Origin of the sequence: Labilibaculum sp. K2S, from assembly GCF_030372765.1 — a bacterium.
In the GTDB taxonomy this organism is placed as follows: Bacteria; Bacteroidota; Bacteroidia; order Bacteroidales; family Marinifilaceae; genus Labilibaculum.
The window spans coordinates 38327-61970 of sequence record NZ_JAUCMW010000020.1 but is presented as its reverse complement, the minus strand read 5'-3'; the positions used below and the strand labels follow the sequence as shown (position 1 = coordinate 61970).

14 protein-coding genes and 2 tRNA genes are annotated in these 23644 nt (G+C 37.7%); 3 read left to right on the top strand and 13 right to left on the bottom strand.

The features are described from left to right. Nucleotides 1-139 precede the first annotated feature (139 nt). The 9 genes from QUH73_RS17275 to aqpZ all read right to left on the bottom strand — a co-directional run bounded on the left by QUH73_RS17275 (nt 140) and on the right by aqpZ (nt 12540). Nucleotides 140-5704 (bottom strand): alpha-2-macroglobulin family protein, encoded by a 5565-nt coding sequence (locus QUH73_RS17275; protein WP_289531683.1) that lies wholly within the window; start codon nt 5702-5704, stop codon nt 140-142. Between the two features lie 179 nt (nt 5705-5883). Continuing rightward, the gene (locus tag QUH73_RS17270; RefSeq protein WP_289531682.1) at nt 5884-7260 is read right to left on the bottom strand and encodes a DEAD/DEAH box helicase; all 1377 of its coding nucleotides are present in this window, start codon (nt 7258-7260) and stop codon (nt 5884-5886) included. Nucleotides 7261-7426: 166 nt separating this feature from the next. Then, nucleotides 7427-7669 carry a hypothetical protein gene (locus QUH73_RS17265; RefSeq protein ID WP_289531681.1) on the bottom strand — a complete coding sequence of 81 codons (243 nt, stop codon included), beginning with the start codon at nt 7667-7669 and terminating at the stop codon, nt 7427-7429. A gap of 130 nt (nt 7670-7799) precedes the next feature. Continuing rightward, nucleotides 7800-8504, bottom strand: coding sequence for a type 1 glutamine amidotransferase domain-containing protein (locus QUH73_RS17260; RefSeq protein ID WP_289531680.1), 705 nt, complete (start codon nt 8502-8504; stop codon nt 7800-7802). Between the two features lie 48 nt (nt 8505-8552). Then, a complete protein-coding gene (locus QUH73_RS17255; protein ID WP_289531679.1) occupies nt 8553-9545 on the bottom strand; it encodes an NADP-dependent oxidoreductase in 993 nt (330 codons plus the stop codon). 69 nt (nt 9546-9614) lie between these two features. Then, nucleotides 9615-10277 (bottom strand): NAD(P)H-binding protein, encoded by a 663-nt coding sequence (locus QUH73_RS17250; RefSeq protein WP_289531678.1) that lies wholly within the window; start codon nt 10275-10277, stop codon nt 9615-9617. A gap of 7 nt (nt 10278-10284) precedes the next feature. Continuing rightward, complete coding sequence (locus tag QUH73_RS17245; protein WP_289531677.1) at nt 10285-10863, bottom strand: TetR/AcrR family transcriptional regulator; 579 nt, start codon at nt 10861-10863, stop codon at nt 10285-10287. Between the two features lie 222 nt (nt 10864-11085). After that, nucleotides 11086-11670, bottom strand: coding sequence for a DUF1287 domain-containing protein (locus tag QUH73_RS17240; RefSeq protein WP_289531676.1), 585 nt, complete (start codon nt 11668-11670; stop codon nt 11086-11088). 183 nt (nt 11671-11853) lie between these two features. Beyond that, nucleotides 11854-12540 carry an aquaporin Z gene (aqpZ, locus tag QUH73_RS17235; protein ID WP_289531675.1) on the bottom strand — a complete coding sequence of 229 codons (687 nt, stop codon included), beginning with the start codon at nt 12538-12540 and terminating at the stop codon, nt 11854-11856. Nucleotides 12541-12884: 344 nt separating this feature from the next. Here aqpZ and QUH73_RS17230 point away from each other — a divergent pair, with 344 nt between their 5' ends. After that, nucleotides 12885-13634: a hypothetical protein gene (locus QUH73_RS17230; RefSeq protein ID WP_289531674.1), complete on the top strand. Its 750-nt coding sequence runs from the start codon at nt 12885-12887 to the stop codon at nt 13632-13634. 455 nt (nt 13635-14089) lie between these two features. Here QUH73_RS17230 and QUH73_RS17225 read toward each other — a convergent pair whose 3' ends face one another. Further along, the gene (locus QUH73_RS17225; RefSeq protein WP_289531673.1) at nt 14090-14869 is read right to left on the bottom strand and encodes an EFR1 family ferrodoxin; all 780 of its coding nucleotides are present in this window, start codon (nt 14867-14869) and stop codon (nt 14090-14092) included. Nucleotides 14870-15405: 536 nt separating this feature from the next. Here QUH73_RS17225 and QUH73_RS17220 point away from each other — a divergent pair. Together QUH73_RS17220 and QUH73_RS17215 are read left to right on the top strand one after the other, a co-directional pair. After that, the gene (locus tag QUH73_RS17220) at nt 15406-19950 is read left to right on the top strand and encodes a PAS domain S-box protein (RefSeq protein ID WP_289531672.1); all 4545 of its coding nucleotides are present in this window, start codon (nt 15406-15408) and stop codon (nt 19948-19950) included. Then, nucleotides 19937-21151: a hybrid sensor histidine kinase/response regulator gene (locus QUH73_RS17215; RefSeq protein ID WP_289531671.1), complete on the top strand. Its 1215-nt coding sequence runs from the start codon at nt 19937-19939 to the stop codon at nt 21149-21151. Before QUH73_RS17220 ends, QUH73_RS17215 begins: the two co-directional genes overlap by 14 nt. Nucleotides 21152-21483: 332 nt before the next feature. Here QUH73_RS17215 and QUH73_RS17210 read toward each other — a convergent pair. From QUH73_RS17210 to QUH73_RS17200, 3 genes are all read right to left on the bottom strand, one after another. Continuing rightward, a tRNA-Arg gene (locus tag QUH73_RS17210) sits at nt 21484-21558 on the bottom strand. A gap of 42 nt (nt 21559-21600) precedes the next feature. Next, a tRNA-Arg gene (locus QUH73_RS17205) sits at nt 21601-21675 on the bottom strand. Between the two features lie 101 nt (nt 21676-21776). Beyond that, nucleotides 21777-23558 (bottom strand): aconitase/3-isopropylmalate dehydratase large subunit family protein, encoded by a 1782-nt coding sequence (locus QUH73_RS17200; RefSeq protein ID WP_289531670.1) that lies wholly within the window; start codon nt 23556-23558, stop codon nt 21777-21779. Between the last annotated feature and the right edge of the window lie 86 nt (nt 23559-23644).

The window sequence follows — 23644 nt, the reverse complement described above, 5'->3', positions numbered from 1 at the left end:
AATGCGGCATTTTTTAGATTGGCAATATTTTATTTCTGGTATTTTCATTTACTAAAGAAAATATCCTTTCGGATTTACTGTATTTCAACACAATAACGCTGTCAGGTCTTTCAGACTCTGACAGGTTATCTTATTACCTCTATTTCACTACTTCAACCCATTGACCCGGTTTTCGGGCACGAATACGGTCATCGTACATGGCTTCACAGCTCACTGTTGGCAGATAAAATTTCCCAACGTAAGCTGCATTCATAGTAATCGAGAAAGTTTTGCTCTTGTTTCGATCCAAATCAAAATAAGTATACACACGATCGTCACGAATATCCTGATAAGTCGGCACATCAGATTTTACAAGTTCATCAACATCTCCGAAACGAGTATTTACAATCTCCCACCCCGATGGGAATATCTGCGTTAAAGCCATTTGCTCATAATTGTCCATCACACCCGGGTTTTCAATCCGAACTTCTACTTTAAAATCAGTTCCCTGATGCAGGGTTTTCACATCAATTGGATTTCCCTGCATGTCTTTGTACGAAATCTTCATTTTCAAATTCTCTTCAGCCGAAGTCTGATCTCCCGTTGCAGGAATTCCACTCATACTTACCCGTACATAAAGAACACCATCGGATAGGTTGTTGACTTTTACACTTGGTTTCCCGGTTTTTAAATCCAAAGGAATTTGAATAAGCGGATTATTGCTTTTTAATTCCTGCATTTCACCCCCATTTAGGGAGTAGGAAATATTCAATTGCTTTGACTCTCCACGCCCTGCAAACTCTGCCATCCCAATCAAACAAAAGGCTGTTGTCTGTGTACTCATCCAAGACTTACTTGATAATTCTGCTGATAATTTCTGTACCAAAGGAAAAGCCTTTGTTTTTTTATCAAGCAAGCTTAAAGTTTCCAATATCATTGCCCTGTCACGGGTATCAGAACCAAAAGAACCTGAATTTTCACGATAAGCTTCCACTTCCGTTCCCAGATTTTCAATCAGATTCTCTGCAACTTCTGTTTGTCCTATTAAACGATAAGCTGCCGCCAATCTCCATTTTGCAGCTGATGAAAGTTTTGTTTGTTCTCTCATTCTGTTCATTGAAGCCAAATCAGGCGTTTCAGCTTGAGCAAGAGTGTATAAGCGATACGCCTGCAGTAAATCATGACGGGAATAGTAAACACCCCCACGATAAGTAGAACTCTCCCAGCTCTTAGCGGCAGATTTTTGATATCGTAACCAGGCAGATTTCAAGCCAATTGGTAAAGTATAGCCCATCTCCTCAGCCTTCAGCATAAAATGCCCCGCATAACTGGTTCCCCAATCACTTTCATAATCTCCTCCCGGCCAGTAACTAAAGCCGCCGTTTGGCATTTGAAAACTCAACAAGCGATTCAATCCTGCCTGAACGTTTTTAGAAATCCGGGCTTTTTGTTCTGAATCCAGAGTCACTACTTTATCTAAAAATAACTGAGGAAAAACCGACGAAGTTGTTTGTTCAATGCATCCATGAGGATATCCGATAAGGTACTCTAAACGACGACCAAAATCGATTGGTGGAATATTCGACAATTCCAAAATCCCTTTGTTGGTTCCTTCCATTCCCGGAAGATGCAATGCATTCGTCCAGCTTTCTCCCGCTTTTAATAGGGTGTCGTTTACATTTACAACACGGGGATTCGGATTACGTACATCCAATTCAATATCATATGTTGTTTTTACATTTCCACTTTCCGCAAAAACTTTTACTTTGGCAACACCCAATTTAGAAGCCACTTTCAAATCAAAATCAATTACCTGTTCTCCCGTTTTTTCAAAAACTACGCTCTTTTCAAGACCGCCTTCGCTGATGAGAAATTCATTGGGTTCGATTCTAACTTTTACATTCTTAATTTTAGGATCCATAGCAAAAACAGTAACGGGTAATTTTACTGATTCGGCAGGACCAACCACTCTAGGCAAAGTTGCCAGTATCATTAATGGCTTTCGAACCTGAGTCGTTTTCTCGGCAGAACCATATGCTCCTTTGTCTCCCGCAACAACCATCGTGCGCACAGAGCCAACATAGTTAGGCATGGTAATTTTGTGCAATTTACTATCTCCGGCATGTAATGTATACGGACCATAAAACATTACCACAGGTTTAAACCGATTTGCCTTGGCTTGCTTCTTTTCACCCAAATCTTCATCACCTCCAATAGCGAATGCTTTTTCCAATCTGGCACCAAATGCCCCCATCACCAAATCATACATATCCCAGGTTTTCACTCCAAGAGCTTCGCGGGCATAAAAAGTATTCCAAGGATTTGGTGTTTTAAAGCGTGTTAAATCAAGTAAACCATCATCAACAACAGCTAAAGTATAAGTCATTGCCTTTCCATCCTTCTCCGAAACTGTCACCTCAAATTCTTTCTCCGGCTCCAACACATCAGGCATTTTAATTTCCGGATTCAATCGGGTATTTGGATCTTCTACCAAAATTGGAATAACACCATACATTCGAATTGGCAGATCGTTTTCGGTTTGAGCATGAGGTTGTACCAAACTCACACTAACATATGCATTTGGCGACATTTCCGAAGTTATCTCAAATGAAAACTCAGATTCATTGGTTTTTGTATCGATCCAAAATGCTTGTAAAACTTTTGCTCCGGTTTCAATACTTACCAAAGCCCTTCCTGATTTTGATGATGGAATAGTAACAGTGGCTTTTTCGCCAACTTTATATTTGTCCTTATCAGAAGTAAATGAAAGCATACTTGCATTGCCTGGCATTCCTTCAGGGGTGCGGCCATACCATTTCGAAAAATAAGCTGTTTCTCCTGTTGAATGACCACTTACCGGATCAGTCACCCGAATTAAATAACGTCCGTAATCATTCCAATCATTGTATTCTATATTGAGCTTAAACTTTGCTTTCCCTTGCTTGGTGCTCACTTTACGATGAGATACAATACGAGTTGACGAGCGACTAATGTAGGATGCTAAATTTTCTTCGCCTGCATCCCACCACCATCGCCAGTCAATCTTGTAAACTTTTACCTCCAAATCTTTTCGGTCAACAGGAGCTCCATCAGAATTTACTGTGGCAATTTGAATTTCATGATCTGTGTCCGTTAAATACCATCCTCTCTCCGATTCCGGCATTTGTATCCCTACAAATGACTGATAAGGAGCAAACTTCACTCTTTGCATATCAATACTAAAATCACCGCCCTTTTCAAATACACGGGTTATAAAATTGGCATTCAACATTCCGGGAGCAGATTTGTTTCCTTTTAAATCCAAATCCACAACTGCTTTTCCATTCTGATCTACTTTTCCATCAAAAATGACTTGTTCATCGGCATAAAATTCTTTCGACGGATCATCAAAAGTATATCGGGGATATTTATCGAATGAGGTTTTAGTGGGAGTCAAGCGTAAACTGATATTCGATTTTAAATCTCGGGCAATAGCTCCATGCAGCCATTTTACTTCCAAATTGGCTTTTTGATTCGCTGCCGCAGATTTTAAAACTTCAGATTCAAATTCGAGCTTTATTTTTAACCTGTTTGGTTTAACCGTTTCTATTTTTATCGTTTTTGTAAAAGTTGCACCTCCAACTTGTATTCTGGCAGACCATGTTCCTGTCGGCGCATCAGCATCCGTTGCACAGGTGAAAGAATAAAATCCATTAGCTCCTCCTGTGCTTATTTTATGAGTAACGGTTTGTCCCTGAGGATTTATCAACTCAAAAACAACCGGATGATTATCTGGTAACACATCATCAGAATCCTCTAAAACAAAAGTCAGGTATAAATTATCTCCCGGACGCCAAACGCCACGTTCTCCGTACAAATATCCTTTTATTCCCTTTTGAACTACTTGACCTCCAATATCAAAATTACTAAGCGAAAGCGAGGATCCGTCGTCTAAACGCAAATACCCGCGCTGAGTTCCTTTTTTTGCAACCAAAAGGAAAGGTTGCCTGTCCAACTGCACTTTAGCCAAACCATCTTTATCGGTTTTACTTCGGGCCATCAGCTGTTTTTGGTAGTTGTACACTTCCAGTTCAACATTAGCTTCCGGCTCTGCAGAAATCAGATTGGAAACAGCAAAAGTGATCGATTTATCAGTTCCCCCTTTTGCAATAATCCCCAAATCGGAAGCAAATAAATTTCGACTAACAAACCGTTCTCCGTTATAATAGGATACATGACAAGGATTCTCTTCTTCTCTCCACGTGTATCCGGCAGGATAATAGTAAGACTCATACCATCCCGGCTGATCCCAATCCTGCATTTCTTTCTCTAACTGTTGTTCTGCAATTATATCGTCCAGACTATTTAACCGATCCCCGCTTTCCTGCTCTGCTCCGCAGGCATACAGTGAATATTCTTTTCTAAAGCGCAATTCAATTCGGTAAATCGATCCTTGTTTAACATCAATGTAATTCGAAATATCCAAGGTGTATGCATTCCATTTGCGCAAATCAACAGCACGATTGGTTCCCAAATCGATTCGTTTTTGCAAAATTAAACGAGCTACTCTTCGAATATTACCCGATTCACCCATTCGGTTATCCTGCAAAAACTGATGTACATTGTTCTCGAATATTTCTACAACTCTCACATCAACAGCATTCAAACTAACGGCCTCGAATGGCAAAATCAATCCTTGCGATGAAGGAGAAATAACTCCTTTTCCGATTAATCGGACTGCAGGTTTAATGTCCTCAAAAGTGAGTTCCATCTTAGTGTTTTTCATCAAAGCATATTCCATTGCATTTCGAATTCCTTCTTCAAAACTTACTGTTTTGATTCCAGATAACCGATAGCCGGGGTAAGCCCTCACTTCATTTCCTTCTACAATAAATTTCAAAGAAGATACTCCGTCAATACGAATTAAACCATCCAGATTTTGATTTTTTTTCAGTGGATCAGAAAAACGAACCGACACATATTGCTCTGGTTGCTGAATCACCTTTGCACTCATCACTTTAAAAACATTTAATGCAGGAATCTCAATTTCTTTCTCCCCTTTTTCATCCACTCCAATGGATGCCCCGTTCCACACTAAATTCAATTCTCCTTTGTCCTCTTCTCTTTTCAAGCTATCCACAACAAAATGATGCTGTTTTCCATCAGCAGAATGCATCCACTCAATATTTTTTTTCTGAGAATTAATTGTGGCAATCAAAACCGATTCAATCTCATCATCAACAATTACATCAGCTGTTGTGATGTATCCTTTGTATTTCTGATAAAGCATATCTGTTTTATCGTAAGATTGTAGTCCTTCTCCCGTAAAGGCAAAACTTTGTTTTATGGTTTGAAAATTGAATTTCAGATCGGCATATTTCGCAGGAACCTCTATCAATTTCGATAGTTTCACATTCACTTTATATTCTTTTCCCGATTCCATTCTGGCTTCTGGTCGGAATTCAATACAACGAGGATCTTTCCAATATGCTTTTCCCTTTACCGAAGGAGCAATACTAACAATCCCCTCTTCCAGTTCCTGACCGGATTCAATCTTTTGATCGTAATCATTTACCAGTCTTATTTGAATCACCGACTCGGCAGAAACAACTCCGGAAGTAAAAGCCGAAATATATTGTCCAAAACCAGGATCAACTTTTTGTTTTACACTCTTTTTGTCTTTACAGGAAAACGTCGCAAGTATAAAGATTGACAACGAAATCAGGAGGTAGAATTTTTTTCTCATTTTGTAAATTGTGCGGATTAATTAAGTCAGCATAATATTAAGGATAAGAAATGATTTATCAAAGTTTACAAACGATCATAATCAATGATATTTTTTAACATTACCCAAATAAAAAAAGCCAAAAAGGATCTCCTCTTCGGCTTTGCATATATTTTAGAATTAACTTCTGTTCCGGTTTCTTACTCAGCTCGTTTCTTGGAGGCTGAATTGCCACGTCTCCATTCTTTATTTCCTGAATATGACGGTTTCGAAGAATTCGAAGAATTTGGCGTTCTCGAAGAACCTGAAGACTTTGAAGAATTCGATGATCTTGAACTGGATGATCTGGATGAATTTGATGGTTTTGAAGCTTTAGATGACCTGGGCTGTTGCCTTCTTCTATCTGACTTCACTTCCTCAACGGCATTATCCTCTACTCCACCCGGAAGAAAAGGATGATCCTTAACCACGTCAATATCTTGTCTTATTAACTTCTGGATATCTTTCAGATATGGTTTTTCTTCTGTATCACAGAATGAAATTGCATTACCGCTCGCACTTGCACGCCCCGTTCGTCCGATACGATGAACGTAGGTTTCAGGAATATTTGGCAAATCGTAATTTACCACCAAAGACAATTCCGACACATCAATACCTCTGGCTGCAATATCTGTTGCAACAAGTACCTTTGTGCTGCCATTTTTAAAATTACTTAAAGCAAGCTGTCTTGCATTTTGAGATTTATTCCCATGAATTGCTTCGGCCGGAATGCCAGCCTTTTGCAAGCCCTTAACTACCTTGTCGGCACCGTGCTTTGTTCTCGAAAACACCAAAGTAGAATCGGCTTCTTCGGTTTTTAAAAGAAAAATCAGCAATTTTGGTTTTGCTTTTTTGCTCACATAATAAAGCGATTGCCCCACTTTTTCGGCTGTAGTCTGCTCCGGCTTTACTGTTACTCTATCAGGATTACCTAAAATTTTACCAGCCAAACTTACGATGCTTGCCGGCATGGTTGCAGAAAAAAACAAAGATTGTCTTCTTTTAGGCAATAGATCAATAATTCGACGAATGTCATGAATGAATCCCATGTCGAGCATCTGATCTGCCTCATCCAAAACAAAATACTTAATGTCTCTTAATGAGATATAACCTTGCTGTATTAAATCCAGCAATCTTCCCGGTGTAGCAACCAACACATCAACACCTCGGTTTAAAGCCTGTGTTTGTGCGCCTTGTTTCACTCCTCCAAAAATAACTGTATTAAGAATTCCTGTATACTTTCCATACTCTGAAAAACTATCCTTAATCTGAATAGCCAATTCGCGGGTTGGAGTTACCACCAAAGCCTTAATTTTGCGACGACCTTTTTCCGGTGTTGCATCATTATAAATATGCTGTAAAATTGGAATTGCAAATGCTGCTGTTTTACCCGTTCCTGTTTGTGCACAACCTAATAAATCTCTTTTGCGAAGTAAAATGGGTATTGATTTTTCCTGAATTGGAGTGGGATGTGTATAACCTTTTTCCCCAATCGCTTTAAGAATGGGATCTATAATCTCTAATTTGTCAAATGTCATAAATGTACTTAAAATTGAACAGCAAAGATAGTCTAATAGTTTGGATTAACAGCAACCAGAGTAAAATACCTGATTATCAACAACATTTATACTGAAACAATAAGATTAAAATGAGGAAACTGCTTTGTTATGACACGTCAGAAACTTTTATTTAAATTTAAATCAGTTATTTCTTAGAAGAATCAGATGAAGAAGAAGCCTTCTTCTTAATGTGTATCAGCTCCATTTTGCGGATTCGCGCACGGATTGCTCCTTTGGTACGTTTTAGTTTAATTGCCATTTCACCAACTGCCACTCCATCAAAAAACAGATTGATCAATTCATCGTCATCTTTTCTTGACCACGGATTGTAGGCTAACTTATTCTCTTTTTTAATTTTCTTGATGGCATCGAAATCGTCTGGGTCCATGGCTATAAATTGTTTGATGTTACTATTTTCGTTGCAAAGGTAGTGAGAAGAATTCATTTCAAAGAGAAAGAGCCACCAAATGAAATGAATTCACTCAATGGCTCTTTACCTATTCAATACTAAGTTTAAATTACTTCTTTTGAAGCATTTTCAATAACATTTCAGCTACAAGTGCTGATGATGCAGGATTCTGACCTGTAATTAAATTACCATCTTCAACCGCATAAGCTCCCCAAGTAGCACCACGGCTATAAATACCGCCTTTTTCTTTTAGCATATCCTCCACTAAGAAAGGTACCACATTGGTCAACTGAACAGCTTCCTCTTCTTCATTGGTAAATCCTGTCACTTTTTTGCCTTTCACCAAGAATTCACCTTTTGCATTTTTCACGTGCTGCAAGGCTGCCGGTGCATGGCAAACAAAAGCAATTGGTTTTTTAGCCGCATTAAAATCCTCAATCAATTTCGCAGAAGTTGCATCTTCCGCCAAATCCCAAAGAGGACCATGTCCGCCAGGATAGAATACTGCATCGTAATCTTCAAAATTGATATCTGCCAAAGCAATGGTTTCATTAATCTTTTTCTGAACTGCCGCATCTTCGTTAAAACGCTTGGTATCTTCGGTCGCATTCTGTGGCAAATCCGAAGTTGGATCGATTGGTGCAGCACCACCCTTTGGTGTTGCAATTGTTATATCAACCCCCTGATCAACTAATGTATAGTAAGGATTGGCAAATTCTTCTACCCAAAATCCTGTTTTGTGTCCTGTATCTCCCATTTGAGAATGAGAAGTCAGCACGAATAATATTTTTAAAGCACCTGTTGTTATAGTCATATCTATTAAATTTCAACTTGTTTATTATTACTGTTTATTTTCTTAAAATTATATTTTCACGATCATTTTTCCCTTATTCTTTCCTTCGAAAAGATCAAGAAAAGCCTGCGGAGTATTCTCAAATCCTTCAACAATTGTTTCGGTAGATTTTAATTTTCCTTCCTGCAGCCATTTTGCCAATTGAGGAATTGCTTCTCCCCATTTCTCAAGATAATTGGATACTATAAATCCTTGCATCAGTACCGAATTCTTAATCAGTATGGGCTGAACTCTAGGTCCCATTGGTACGCTGGTCGCATTATACATCGAAATTGCTCCACAAACAATGATTCGTGCAAAACGATTCAAATTCATCATCACGCCATCTGAAATTTCTCCACCTACATTATCGAAATAAACATCTACTCCATTAGGACAAGCTTCTGCAATTGCCTGACTCATGTTCCCGGCAGTATTGTAATTAATTGCAGCATCGAAACCAGATTCAGAAACCAGTTGCTCCACTTTCTCGTCGCTGCCGGCAATCCCTATCACGCGACAGCCCATTATCTTTGCAATTTGTCCCACAATGCTTCCAACAGCTCCTGCTGCTCCGGAAACTACAACAGTCTCTCCTGCTTTAGGCTTCCCAATTTCCAACAATCCGAAATAAGCAGTTAAACCTGTCATACCCAACACGCCCAAGTAAGAAGACAATGGTGCTTTCGTCGCATCTATCTTTACCAAGCCTTCGCCTTTAGATACCTGAACCTCTTTCCATTCCAGCATGCCTGATACAAAATCGCCTTTGCTAAAACCAGTCAATTTTGATTCAACGACTTCGGCAATCATACCAGAGCTAATTGCTTTATTCAACTCGAATGGCTCAACATACGATTTACCTTCCATCATTCTTCCCCTTAAGTAAGGATCAACAGAAATATGTGTTGCTTTTAAAAGTATTTCTCCATCCGCAATCGGCACTTGCTGTTCAGTCACAAATTTAAAATCGGATAATTTTGGTACGCCTACCGGTCTGCTTTTTAATTGTATTGTTTGCATCTTATTCTGTTTTTTATATTAATGAATGTTCATTCTCTTTCCGGGATAAAAAAAGCCTTATCTATAACTCTACAGATAAGCACCAATCTCTTGTATTTTGTCTGATTCAATTATTTTATAATCTGCTTTTGCCTGAGCCAAAGCGTGTAATGCATTTGCAATTGTCTCCGCCTCAATCGCCCGGTATTTTTTCCATTTCCCTAATAAAAACGGACGTAAGGCTTTCATGATAATGGCTCCAATTTTTTCACCCAATCGATCTTCGTCCCTTTTTCCATTAATCAGTGAAGGCCTTAAAATATAAGTATTTGCAATCTCCTGACTTAAAACTGCCTGTTCCATTTCTCCTTTTGTTTTGTTGTAGAAAATATTACTCTCCGCATTTGCTCCCAGAGCAGAAATTACAAGAAAACTTTTAATTCCATTTGCCTTAGCCAGACTTGCAGCTGTCGCAGGAATACCAAAATCAATCTTCCTGTAAATGACTTTATCCTTTGTTTTAGCTGCTGTAGTTCCAATACAACAAAATACTTCATCGCCGGTAAAATCCTTCTTAAATTCTTCCAAACTTAGCAGATCTCCAATGAACTCTTTTAACTTGGGATGAACCAGACCTAAGCTTCTGCGGGTGAAAATTTTCACTCCTGCATATGCTTCGTCTTCTAAAAGCCGGTTCAACAGAAGTTTCCCTGTTAATCCACTTGCTCCTAATAGGATTGCTGTCTTTCTCATAACTGTATTATATTCGAATGCTATCCCATGCAGCCTGAAAAGCTTGTTCCAAACTTTCTTGATTTATTTGGTAAAGGCCGCGCTTTTGCATATTCATTAAAAAAGCCAATGGATTGATGGCATAAGCATAAAGAATGTATGGCGAAACATTTTTAATAATGCCTTCCTTCTGCCCCTTTTCCCATAAATCCAGCAAGGGCTGCAAATGCTTCAATCCTTCCTGTACGCTTACCTCATCAATCATCGTTGTGTTATCGCATTGCGATAAAAACCATGCTTCCTCAACCTGTTTTAATTTATAATCGGCAATATTGTACCAGATAAATTCAAAGGCTTTTTTCACAGGCATATTTTCAGAATAATCTTTGAATGCCTGCTTTGTATAGGATATTTTCAGTTCCAGGTAAAGCTGATTGATCAGATCCTGTTTGTTTTCGAAATAAATGTAAATAGTTGCCGGTGACACATTGGCCATCTTGGCTATTTTAGACATTGGAGCATCATGAAAGCCATTATTATTCACCAAATTCAAGGTAGCTTTTAACAAAGCATTCCGCTTCTCCTTACTTTTTTCTCTGATTGCCATATTGGAAATTCTGATTTAATAGTGTTTTTTGATTTTGATAGAACAAATATAAAATAAATAATTCACAAAATGAATGAACGTTCACTTATTTTAACATTTAGAATATATAAACCCGGCATCAGAGGATTTCAGAAGTATTCTATGCAGGAAAATTACTATACAGAATAAAAAAGAAGCTTGTAATCTCTACTTCTAAGACTAAACAAGGAAAACAACAGGCAATTAGTTTGTATCGGAATAAGTGTAATGCCCAATAATGGGAAACTCAAATAAACAATCCTCAATTACCTGACCAGCGCCAATGTTGTGCACTATTAGGAAGCGTTTGCCATCTCTGGATTTTTTATTAATTACGATACCAATGTGTGTAATTGCACCGCCTAAATTCCAGCAAACAATATCACCGGGAGAATAATCAATGGAATCTTGACTTAATGGTTTCTCCTGTCCATTACGCTCAAAAAATTTCATCAGGTTAGGTACTCTTCGGTGATCAATATTGGTATCGGTATGTTTCAAACCCCAAATAGCCGGATACAAACTAAAATTGGCTTTCATATCCTCATGAACCTCTTTCTGCAAATCGATTCCCAATTTTCGGTAAGCACGAATCACAACATCAGTGCAAACGCCTCTATCCGAAGGAACATCTCCATTGGGATAAGAAATTGAAGAGTAGCCAGGATCGTAAATTACTCTTTGTTGGGTTAGCTGCAAAGCGGCTTCGGTTAATTGCTCAGGAAATGTTTGTGCAAAACCAATTCCTGCAACAATAAAGAGTAAAACTGTGAATAGAAGTTTTTTCATCTGTTTATAATTTTAAGGTTTTGTCAGATGGAACCCGCCAACTTAGTCATCCTCGTCTGTGAGAAAAGTCTTCTCATGGCTCTTTTCATCAAATCATTCATGAAAATATGGATAACACAAATAAACAGCATGCTCCCGGAAGATAAAACAACCGAACATGCTGTCTAATATTATTCTATAAAATTACTCTTTCTCGGGAGACATGTACTTGTATACCAAGCCGGCCAAAATTGCACCTGCAATCGGCGCCAGCCAGAACAACCACAATTGATCCAAAGCCCAATCGCCAACAAAAAGTGCCTGACTTGTGCTTCGCGCCGGATTCACTGATGTGTTTGTTACCGGTATACTGATTAAATGAATCAGAGTCAGTCCCAAACCAATGGCCAATCCTGCAAATCCAGCTGGTGCTTCCGAGTGGGTTGCTCCTAAAATAATCAGCAAAAACATAAAGGTCATTACAAGCTCACACAGTAAAGCTGCCAGCATGCCGTATCCACCGGGCGAGTGCTCGCCATAGCCGTTCGCAGCAAAACCTCCCATGTCAAAACCAGCTTTACCACTTGCAATCAAATACAAGATTCCAGCACCTGCGATTCCTCCCAATACCTGAGCCACAATATAAGGTCCCAGATCTTTCAGTTCAAAACGTCCGCCAGCCCAAAGACCAATAGATACTGCAGGATTCAGGTGACAACCTGAAATATGACCAATTGCATAGGCCATAGTAACCACTGTTAATCCAAAAGCAATTGCCACACCAACAAATCCAATTCCCAATTCGGGATATGCGGCCGCCAAAACAGCACTTCCACATCCACCCAGAACCAACCATAGGGTTCCTATAAATTCTGCAACTAATTTTTTCATATGATTATAATTTTGAGGTTTAAAGTAAAATAAACAAGGTTTGATTGTAAACAGATACTCTTCATCTTACAGAACAATAAATATAATAAATTCTTTTTTTATGGCTATGTGTTTATCAGTGGATAAATAATAATTGACTGAGCAAGTTTCTAATTACAAACCTGTGATTCTATACCTAAATATTTTCTTCAAAATAGAATTAAAAATTATAAACTCAGCCAGGTCTGGAACAACTGTGTTATTGCAAACAACATAATTGCCAGACAAACATTGGAAGAATCTAAAAATTATTGGTAAATTCAAGCTGTTTTTTTTAGATGTAAAACCTCATATTCTACCATATAATGTCAGATCAATCAGATTTAGAAATCCTCCTGGATGAAATCAATGCCATAGCAAATAAAAACATAAAGCATTGCGACATGCCATTCGAAATTTACATCTATGAAGCCGAACGCTTGCACACACGTGCAACAGAAGATCTGCCTGAACTTTCTTCCGTAAATATGCCGGTCGGTTTAATCGATAAACTGCATACCCGCACCAAGGCTCTAAGCCGTGCACAGCTAAACTGGGTTGAACTGACAGGTGAAAAGAAACAGGCAATGACCAACTTTAAAGCCGAAACTCCCGCCCTGCTAAAACTGCGCAAATGCCTGATTGATAACATGCAGTTTGCTTTTAGAAATGATAAAAATCTACTGAAAAAAATCAGAGATATTAAAAAAGGCAATTCGCTGGCCAGTATCATTTTCGATTTGGCTCTATTGGCCCGACTGGGAAAAAGTAATGTTGAAGCACTGCAAGCCATCAACTTCGATCTAAGCCTGTGCGATAAAGCCACCGAAGAATATGAACGAATAAGTAATTTACTGGCCATAAAAGACAGCAAGATGTACATTCCGGACGAGATGCTGCTAATCCGAAACAAGGCCTTCACTCTGCTTAAACAAGTGGTTGATGAAATCCGACGCTATGGCAAATTTGTTTTTCGGGATAAGCCGGAGATAGTAAAGGCTTACCAAAGTGAACACCACTGCAAACGCAATGCTGAATACTATAACAACAAGAAAAACAACAGCTCTCAGAGTTAAATGAATACTTACAATACAAAAAAAGTCTGATTTTATCCTATTTTCATATATCCAGCCTAATAATTGTTTGCTAACGCTTACTAATTAGATTTCTCTGCTGAAATATTATCTATTCATTTTATTAAATCACATCATCAGATGACAAAATGAATGAATCAGCTGTCATCTGATCATATTATAAATTCATCTGAAATAACAAAGATTTAAGCACATACTTTGGTTTATTCATCTGACAAGGCTATTTATTACGCAAACTATATTGTTTCATCTTCTGATATAGCAATAACATCAGCAATCGTTCTGCAATTTGTAAATTAAAAGGAAAAATACCCCGGGACAACTACGGATTTGTAGTCCACAAAAAATTTCAGAGATGAAAATTCTAATCTCTAGGGATAAACGAATAAAAAAAGGACAGCAAATCTACTATCCTTTCTGTTCTTTTCTGAACTCTTTTAAATAAAAAAAACGGGTTCTTTACGCTCCGAACAATTTTCGAATAAGTTATTTGTGATCTGATTGATAAGCGGCGCATCAAAAGTCCGTGCATCCTCCGGGCAGGCTTTAACACATGCACAACACCAAATACAAGCTTCTGCATTTGTAATTACTGTTTTGTTTACCTCGATAACATCAACCGGACAAACATCGGCACAAACACCACACAGCGTACATTTCCCGTCAATGGTTCCTGGCGACATTACCGGGGCATTCGGCAATTCTTTGTATGGATAATTACCCGAAACGTTTAGCTCCAGACCATCGTTTTTCTCCAATTTATCTAAAATCTCTCCTGCAAATTGTTTTGCTTTTAGAAGATCTGCCTCATCAGGACGATTTTTTGCTATCGGTTTACTTTCTGTAGAATAGGAATGTTCTCCGATAAAAGCGGCTGCAGCTAAAGGCGTAAAGCCCAATTCTTCACTAAGATCTTTTAACTCAAGCAGAGCATCATCGAAATCTCTGTTTCCATAAACAGCTACTAAAACCACAGGCGTGTTTTCAGCATTAATTTTTTTCAATCGTGGAATTACTTCAACTGGCAAACGTCCTTTGTAAACAGGCACACCAATAATGGTCAATTCGCTACCAAAATTCTTAAACTCAAAATCGGTTTGCGTAATGTCAAACTCATTGATTTGTTTTGCTCCCAATCCCCGCCCAATGGCTTTAACTACTTTTCTACTTGTTCCTGTTGGAGAAAAGTAGATTAAATTAACTGATGGTAAATTCATGAAATATTCTTTGTTCTTAACTATGGCCCGAAGGTAAGAAGTCTTGCTAATATTTTATATAAAAAGATAACACTTCAAGTCTTTTTTACCAACAGAGACTACCTATTTATCTGTATAGCCACTTAACATTTAATAAACAGCTTATTGTAGGTTGTTATTATCTGTAAGGAATGCTTTCTCAGGTGAAATGTTTTTTTGCGGATAATTATTTACTTTTTTTTGAGCTCAAAGTGGACTCCGAAAAAATTAAACATAGGATATTAACTTTTTTTTTTAAAGGACGTACACTAAAAATGTTTGTAGGTATATAGATGTGCTAAGTGTGGCGGGATGCTGTTTTATTATAACTGTTGATGGGATTCTAGTCGATGTAGATCTTGAAATTATGATTCTATCATGCATCTGCGACAGTTAAGTTAGTTTGTATTTGTAGGGAAATGGATATATAGGGCATTAAAAATCATAAGTGTTTTTTATTCAATAACGCTTATTGAATTGGAGATGTTTTTTATTTTTCAATTAATATGATGAATAAAATGAAGAACGTTAATAATTGGAAAGCAAACTTGTTATTTGTCTTAACTTTATTTTTAACTCTATTTGCTTCATTTTTTGTAAAATTTCAAATTGATAAAAAGGACGAAGCTGAATTTAGATTCGAATGCAAGGAAATCAGCAGTAAAATAGATTTACGATTGCATGCTCATGCACAACTACTTCGTAGTGGAGCTGCATTTTTTAGCGTATCAGATACCGTAAAGCGTGAGACATGGAGCAATTTCATAAAACAGTCAAAAGTAGCTCTGAATTTGCCAGGAATATTAGGGACGGGATTCTCCTTACTTGTGCCTAAGAATCAATTAGAAAATCATATTTTACAAATCAGAAATGAGGGATTTCCTGACTATAAGGTCTGGCCGGAAAGCTCTAAAGATACATCTACTGCAATCATTTTCCTGGAACCCTTCTCTCAACAAAATATGCGTGCCTTTGGTTTTGATATGTCGAGTGAATCGGTGCGCAGAGAAGCAATGGAAAGAGCCCGTGATTTGGATATCGCTGCCCTTTCAGGAAAAATACTTTTAGTTCAGGAAACAAAAACAGACGTACAGGCAGGAAACTTAATGTATGTTCCCGTTTACCGGAAAGGAGCCGTAACAAACACTGTTGAACAAAGACGTTCGGCTATCATAGGATGGGTTTACAGTCCTTACCGCATGACTGACCTGATGTTGGGTATCTTGAAAGACTGGGAATTAAACGATAATAAAAAATTGTTTAGCTTAAATATTTTCGATGGAAAGATTTGTTCTGCAAAATCACTTTTGTTTAATTCACTTAAAGATGAAAAACAGGAAGACCTCAAGAATATACGTTTCTCTTTAAAAGTACCTATTGAGTTTAATGGCCATCAATGGACATTGGTATTTGTTCAAAAAAAAGAAAATTTTATTGTTGAATACATTGCCTCATGGTTGGTATTTATTGGAGGTTTAATTATTAGTATTTTACTATTGTTGCTCTCCAAATCAATGCTTAGCACAAAGCTTAAGGCGCAACAAATCGCAGAAGAATTAACCTCTGAACTAAAAGAAAGTGAGCGTTTACTGAAAGAATCACAAGAAATTGCACGTCTGGGAACCTATTCGCTTGATTTAAAAAGGGGTCTGTGGCGAAGTTCCGAAATACTCGATGCTATATTTGGGATCGATGAAAATTACACACATACAACTGAGGGATGGAGCGCTATGATTCATCCTGACCACAGAGAATTGCTACTGAATTATTTTCAAAATGAGACAATAGCTCAGGGGTTACCTTTTAATAAGGAATATAAAATAATCAGAAGCTGCAATAAGGAAGAACGTTGGGTGCATGGTTTGGGTAAATTGGAATTTGATAATAATAACAATCCGATTCGATTAATAGGCACAATAAGTGATATTACTGAACGCAAACTTGCTGAGGAGCAATTAAATTTAAGTCGTGAACAATACCGAAGTTTATTTGAGAATTCACCACTCGGAATTTATCAGACAACACCTGATGGGAAAATCTTGAATGCCAATAAAGCTCTCTTGGAGATGTTGGAATTTGAATCATTGACTGAATTACAAAATAGAACTCTGGAAACGGAAGGGTATAGTAAAGAATCTTCGGTTAACCGTAAGCAGTTTGTCGAAATGATTGAAAAAGACGGTTATGTAAAAGGCCTGGAGGAAAATTGGACAACTAAAAGTGGCCAAACTATTCCTATTCGAGAAAATGCACGAATCGTTAAAGGTATAAATGGGAAAGTATTTTTTGAAGGTACTGTTGAAGATATTTCAGAACGAAAGAAGACTGAAAAACAATTACTTTTAAGCCAGGAACAATATACTATAGCCGTTGAAGGCTCCAATGATGGCATATGGGATTGGGATATTATTTCCAATGAGGTGTATTTCTCACCTCGTTGGAAAAATATGCTTGGTTATAATGATGAGGAATTGGAAAACAGCTTTAGCACTTGGGAAACTTTACTTCATCCTGAAGATCATAAACAGGCTTTAACTGTCGTTCAAGCTTACTTTGATAATGAGATTCCTGAATACGAAATGGAGTTTAGGATGAAACATAAGGATGACAGTTACAGGTGGATTCTTGCCCGGGGAAAAGCCTTACGTCACGAAAATGGAAATCCTTATCGTATGGCTGGTTCGCATACTGATATTACTGAACGTAAACTGGTCGAGAAGGAATTGAAAGAAAGTGAAAAACGACTTCGTTCAATCATCGAGTCCTCACCTATTCCAATGGTTATAACTAAAGTTTCTGAAGGGATTATACTAATGGCCAATGAAAGCCTTGGTAAACTCTTTAAAATTTCTTTATCGGATGCGATTGGACAGAAATCACCTGATTTTTATTCGAATTCCCAGGATCGAAAAAAATTATTCAAGATACTAATGAAGGATGGAGTTGTGGATAATTATGAACTTGTTTTAAAGAAATCAGATCAGGAATTATTCTGGGGTTCAGTATCACTTAAGTTAATGACACTCGATAATGAACAGGTATTGATTGCGGGATTTCATGATATCACAGAAATGAAAAATGCTGAGGAAGAAATCATGAAGCATCGAGAGCATCTTGAAGAAATGGTCTATGAAAGAACCCGGGAACTGACCATTTCACAGCAGCAACTGCAACAAAGTCTTAAAGATATTACAGATTACAAATTTGCCCTTGATGAATCAAGCCTTGTTGCTATTACCGACCATAAGGGCGTTATTAATTATGCGAATGATATTTTCTGTAAAATTTCAAAATACAATCGGGAAGAACTCATTGGGAGTACCCATCGAATTATAAATTCGGACTATCATTCAAGTGATTTTTTTATTGACTTGTGGCGTACAATATCAAAGGGGAAAGTCTGGCGAGGCGAAGTTAAGAATAAAGCAAAAGATGGAAGTTTTTACTGGGTGGATTCAACAATCGTACCATTTCTTGACGAGCAGGGGAAGCCATATCAATATGTATCTGTTCGGTTTGATATCACAGATAAAAAGAAATCAGAGGAAAATCTAATCAAAGCCAGGGATGCAGCTAATTCTGCCAACCAGGCTAAGAGTGAATTTCTGGCTAACATGAGTCACGAGATCCGTACACCGATGAATGCCGTGATTGGATTTTCTGAACTTTTATCTAAAACAGTGAAAGATGAAAAACAACGTTCACAGGTAGAGTCGATCCGTAGCAGTGGGAAAAATCTGTTGAAAATTATCAATGACATTCTGGATCTTTCGAAAATTGAAGCGGGTAAAGTTGACATCATACCTGTACCAGTCAATCTTTATAGTTTAACTAGGGAAATTAAAAATTTATTTGGCCCCAAGGTGAATGAAAAAAAGATTGATTTCTTTATCGAATATGAAAGTACAATTCCCAAATTACTTCTTCTTGATGAAGTGCGATTGCGCCAAATTTTGTTCAATCTTATAGGGAATGCTCTTAAATTTACTGATAAAGGACATGTTATTTTAACGGTTGATGCACACAGGAATATAAAATTGAAAGATAATTATGACTTGATTATACATGTTGAGGATACAGGAATTGGTATTCCGACTGATCAACAGAAATTGGTTTTTGAGCCTTTCACCCAACAAGCAGGACAAAGTGCAAAATATGGCGGAACCGGTTTAGGCTTAGCCATCACTAAAAAATTGATTGAAAAAATGGGTGGTAGGATTCATCTTGAAAGTGAAGTAGGTAAAGGGAGTAATATAACTATTGTTATTCCAAACATATCTATTTCTGAGGCTGAGATCGAACCCGCAGAGCGTCTGTTTGATCCAACTATCATAAAATTTAATGAAGCCAAAATTTTGCTTGTTGATGACAATGAACTAAATCGGGAACTGATAAAGGATATGTTGGAACATTCGCAGCTTGATGTTTTTGAAGCCGAAAATGGGGAAGAAGCTGTGCAGTTAGCAACAAAAAATCTGCCCGATTTAATCCTGATGGATTTGCGTATGCCAGTTATGGATGGTTATCAGGCCACCGAAATACTGAAGCAAACTAAAAGTACCGAATCAATTCCGGTTATTGCAATCTCAGCTTCTGCAAAAAGTGTGATAACTGGAAACAGAAATTTAGAGATGTTTAATGAGTTTTTAATGAAACCATTGGATGCTTTTGACTTGTTTGATAAAATGAAGAAGTATCTCACATATCAAGATAAAGACGAAGTAGCTACAGCCGATTCCAAACAAACTGATATTGTACTGACTCAAGAACAATTAAATCAGCTTCCTGAACTCATAACTGTTCTTGAAAATAAATTTGGCCCTATTTGTCAGGATGCGATCAAATCACAAATGATTGACCAGATTGAGGAATTCGGCAAGGACTTAGTTACGCTGGCTAACGAAATAAACATTCAATTCTTTAAAGATTATGCCAATAAAATTTGTGTTTTTGCAGATAATTTCGAGATAGACAAATTATTGAAAACTTTAGAGAGATTTCCTAAAATTATACATCAACTTAAAATCAACAATAATAATATAAACAGAAATGGAAAAAATTAGTAACGACAAAATTAAGATCCTTGCAGTTGATGACAATCCAAAAAACATTCAGGTAATTGGGAGTATTTTGCGTAATTCTGGTTATTCTGTCGGATTTGCCAGTAATGGTCAGCAAGCTTTAGATTTATTAAGCAAAACGCAAGATTTTGACCTTGTGCTTTTGGATATTAATATGCCAATAATGAATGGGTTAGAGACCTGCAAGACAATGCGTGACGACAAAAACATGAAAGAAATACCAGTTATATTTCTTACTGCACTTAACGATGCTGAAAATATAGTTGAAGGTTTTGACGCTGGAGGTCAGGATTATGTAACCAAACCCTTCAATTCAAAAGAAGTGTTGTCTAGAATAAAAACACATATAGATCTGAAAAGAAGTAAGGATCAACTAAAAAAAGTAAATCAATGGTTGGAAGTAAAAGTACTGGAGCGCACTTTAGAACTTCAGGATGCAAATAATAAGCTTGAAGAAGCTAATCAGGAATTAGAAGTACTGGATAAATCAAAATCCGACTTTCTGTCAATCATTAGTCATCAGATAAATACACCATTAAATGGTATTTTGGGTTTTACTGCTATTCTGAAAGAAGAGATAATTGATCAAAGGTTAAAAGAAATGTTTCATTATCTTGAACTATCAGCAAAACGACTTGAAAAATTTGCTAAAGTAAGCTTGAAAATTACAGAGTTACGTACAAAAAAACTTACTGTTCAAAAAAAGGAGATTTCGCTTATTAAGATCATGGAATCAACAAAATCAATACTTTCTGAGCAGTTAAATATGAAAAATATTGATATTACCTTCGTTAATAACACTGATACAAATGTCTTAACTGGTGATCAGGAACTAATTGAATTCTGTTTTGAAAGTATTCTTACGAATGCAATTAAGTATACTCCAAATGGAGGAGTTGTTCGCGTGAAAATTGATTCGAATAAAGAAAAAACAGAATGTTCTTTTATAGATAATGGGGAGGGGTTTCATCCAGTAACACTAAAGAATCTATTTCAGTTATTTATACCTAGTCAAAAATATTCTGATGATAACAATGGCTTAGATTTAGCTCTGGTTAAACTTATTATGGATGCACATAATGGAAAAATAAAAGCTGATAATAACAAAGAGCTAGGAGCTACTGTAGTATTAACTTTTCCAAACTTAAAATTAAGTCAACACAAAAAGTCATGCACAAAATAACACTAAAATAAACAGGGAAAAGCGAACATACTCATAAAACATAAAAGGTCAATATTTTTTGATACTCGACTTCTCAGAGCCGGCCTAAAACTCTACCAATATGCTTTTGTATTCAATCTTATTCTATCATTTTTTATCTGAGAGCATCCATATCGCTCTTCGTTTTGTCATCAACAACCTTGGCGGATATTTGGGTATTACACCCCATACTACATTGCAAATGTGATAAAAGAAACGTTTTTTTGCGTATCAGAAATTTGATACAACACCTAAAGATAGTAGATATGGCGGGGGTTTTCAACAAAAAAGACGACACTTTCGTATCGTCTTTGTGATCCAGCCAGGGCTCGAACCTGGGACCTATAGCTTAGAAGGCTATTGCTCTAATCCAACTGAGCTACTGGACCGTCCTTGTTTTCTTTTTTTTCTTTTTGCCTTTAAAAAATGAGTGATCCAGCCAGGGCTCGAACCTGGGACCTATAGCTTAGAAGGCTATTGCTCTAATCCAACTGAGCTACTGGACCATTCCTTTAAAAGGCGATGCAAATATAGGTATTTATTACATTCCTAAACAAGTATTTTTGCGTTTTTTTTCAGTAAAAATCAACTGCAGACCAGTAAGAGCTTATATCACAGTTCTTATCCAGTTTACAAGGCCTTTGCATTTTATTATCTGCTGTAATTTATCAGGTAATGCCGGTATTTCGAAGCGTTTGTCACCAATCTGAACGACTCCTTCCTGAAGATCAAGCACAAGCACGTCATTTTTATGGTACGATTCTACAATTTCGCGATTCACAATGAGTAATAAACCCTGATTAATAGCCGACCTATAAAAGATCCGGTTTACCGATTTTACGATCACTGCACGCACTCCGGCATGAGCCAATCCAACCGCCGGATGCTCTCTTGAACTGCCACAACCAAAATTTTCCCCGGCAATCAAAATATCGCCTTCCTCTACTCCATCAGCAAAAGAATCATCGAATCCTTTGAACAAATGTGGACGAACTCCATCCGGATCGGAACTCAAAACCTCGTAGGTTAAGTTTCCTGCAAACATTTGATCGGTATTTAAATGATCAACATCGGAGTAATCCCAAACACCATTCGATTTTCGTTGGTCTGATTCCTGAATCACGATTGTGCGACTCTGCTGTTTTTGAAATGGGAATTCTATTTGCCGGGAAGCATCTGTTCTTGGATCTGTTATTTCACCCGTAAGTGCAGAACAGGCTACAGTTGCGGGAGAAGCAAGATAGATCTGAGCATTTTTATTGCCCATTCTACCTAAAAAGTTTCTGTTCGCGGTGGAAATCACGGTAAAACCATCGGCAGGAATTCCTTGTCCGGTTCCCAAACACGGGCCGCAGGAAGAACCCAAAATAGTGGCACCGGCTTTCATCAATTTGGTGATGATTCCCTCTTTAATCGCATCCAAATATATTTCTTTAGAAGCTGGAGCCACCAACAACTGAAAACCGCTGATAATCTGTTTACCATCCAATATTTTGGCTGCAATCCGCAAATCCTCCAATCGCCCGTTCGTACAGGTTCCTAGCAAACCCTGATTTAACTTTATTCCTTTTACTTCGGCTATGGTTTTTACATTGTCGACATGATGCGGAGCGGCTACCAGTGGAACCAAATCGCTTAAATTAATTTCGTATTCTTTAAAATATTGAGCACCTTCATCAGCCCAAATGCCTTTTACCTTTTGTTCATAAAAATCTTCCAACACCTTATCGGGAGGAAATACGGCATTCTTAGCGCCCATTTCAGAAGCCAGATTTGCCAGTGTCATGCGATCAGAAATGGAAAGACTTTTCACTCCCTCGCCATGATATTCAATAGACATGTAGTTGGCTCCGGCAGAACCAATCATCCCGATAATCCACAAAGAAAGATCTTTGGCATAAACACCTTCCGGCATCTTACCATTTAGAGTGATTTTAATGGATTCGGGCACCCGAAACCATGTTTCTCCCCTTTTCCACAATCCGGCAGCTTCAGTGCGATCGATACCCGCTGCCAAAGCATTGAATGCACCAGCAGTGCAGGTATGACTGTCGCTGCCTACGATTATCATTCCGGGTTTGGCATGATAAGACATGATTTGATGACAAATACCCGAGCCGGCATCGTAAAATTTCCTGATTCCCTGTTCCTTTACCAATTCACGGACTCTTTGATAATCGGTAGCCAACTTGGCATTGGTTGGCGGTGCATTGTGATCGAGAACAACCAAAAGCTGATCAGGATTTTTCACTTGATCGCCACCCATTTTTTCAAATGTAATTTTGATACTGGCCGTATTGTCATGAGTCAGTACAATATCGGGAGTTTTGAAAACAATGCTTCCACATTTTGCCCGAAATACCTTTTCAACGAAAGTTAGGTTTTGCATAGTGCTAATGTATTCTTAACCACTAAGGTAAACTAAGGATATCACAGAGAGCACGAAGTAAAAAATGAAATTCTTTGTGTGACTTT

Excerpts from the sequence above, each read along its gene's own strand:
- QUH73_RS17270 (WP_289531682.1), bottom strand. The coding sequence starts at position 7,260 with ATGACATTTGACAAATTAGAGATTATAGATCCCATTCTTAAAGCGATT.
- QUH73_RS17250 (WP_289531678.1), bottom strand. The coding sequence starts at position 10,277 with ATGAGAAAGACAGCAATCCTATTAGGAGCAAGTGGATTAACAGGGAAA.
- aqpZ (WP_289531675.1), bottom strand. The coding sequence starts at position 12,540 with ATGAAAAAATTAGTTGCAGAATTTATAGGAACCCTATGGTTGGTTCTG.
- QUH73_RS17220 (WP_289531672.1), top strand. The coding sequence starts at position 15,406 with ATGAAGAACGTTAATAATTGGAAAGCAAACTTGTTATTTGTCTTAACT.
- QUH73_RS17265 (WP_289531681.1), bottom strand. The coding sequence starts at position 7,669 with ATGGACCCAGACGATTTCGATGCCATCAAGAAAATTAAAAAAGAGAAT.
- QUH73_RS17225 (WP_289531673.1), bottom strand. The coding sequence starts at position 14,869 with ATGAATTTACCATCAGTTAATTTAATCTACTTTTCTCCAACAGGAACA.
- QUH73_RS17275 (WP_289531683.1), bottom strand. The coding sequence starts at position 5,704 with ATGAGAAAAAAATTCTACCTCCTGATTTCGTTGTCAATCTTTATACTT.
- QUH73_RS17215 (WP_289531671.1), top strand. The coding sequence starts at position 19,937 with ATGGAAAAAATTAGTAACGACAAAATTAAGATCCTTGCAGTTGATGAC.
- QUH73_RS17230 (WP_289531674.1), top strand. The coding sequence starts at position 12,885 with ATGTCAGATCAATCAGATTTAGAAATCCTCCTGGATGAAATCAATGCC.
- QUH73_RS17200 (WP_289531670.1), bottom strand. The coding sequence starts at position 23,558 with ATGCAAAACCTAACTTTCGTTGAAAAGGTATTTCGGGCAAAATGTGGA.
- QUH73_RS17245 (WP_289531677.1), bottom strand. The coding sequence starts at position 10,863 with ATGGCAATCAGAGAAAAAAGTAAGGAGAAGCGGAATGCTTTGTTAAAA.
- QUH73_RS17255 (WP_289531679.1), bottom strand. The coding sequence starts at position 9,545 with ATGCAAACAATACAATTAAAAAGCAGACCGGTAGGCGTACCAAAATTA.
- QUH73_RS17240 (WP_289531676.1), bottom strand. The coding sequence starts at position 11,670 with ATGAAAAAACTTCTATTCACAGTTTTACTCTTTATTGTTGCAGGAATT.
- QUH73_RS17260 (WP_289531680.1), bottom strand. The coding sequence starts at position 8,504 with ATGACTATAACAACAGGTGCTTTAAAAATATTATTCGTGCTGACTTCT.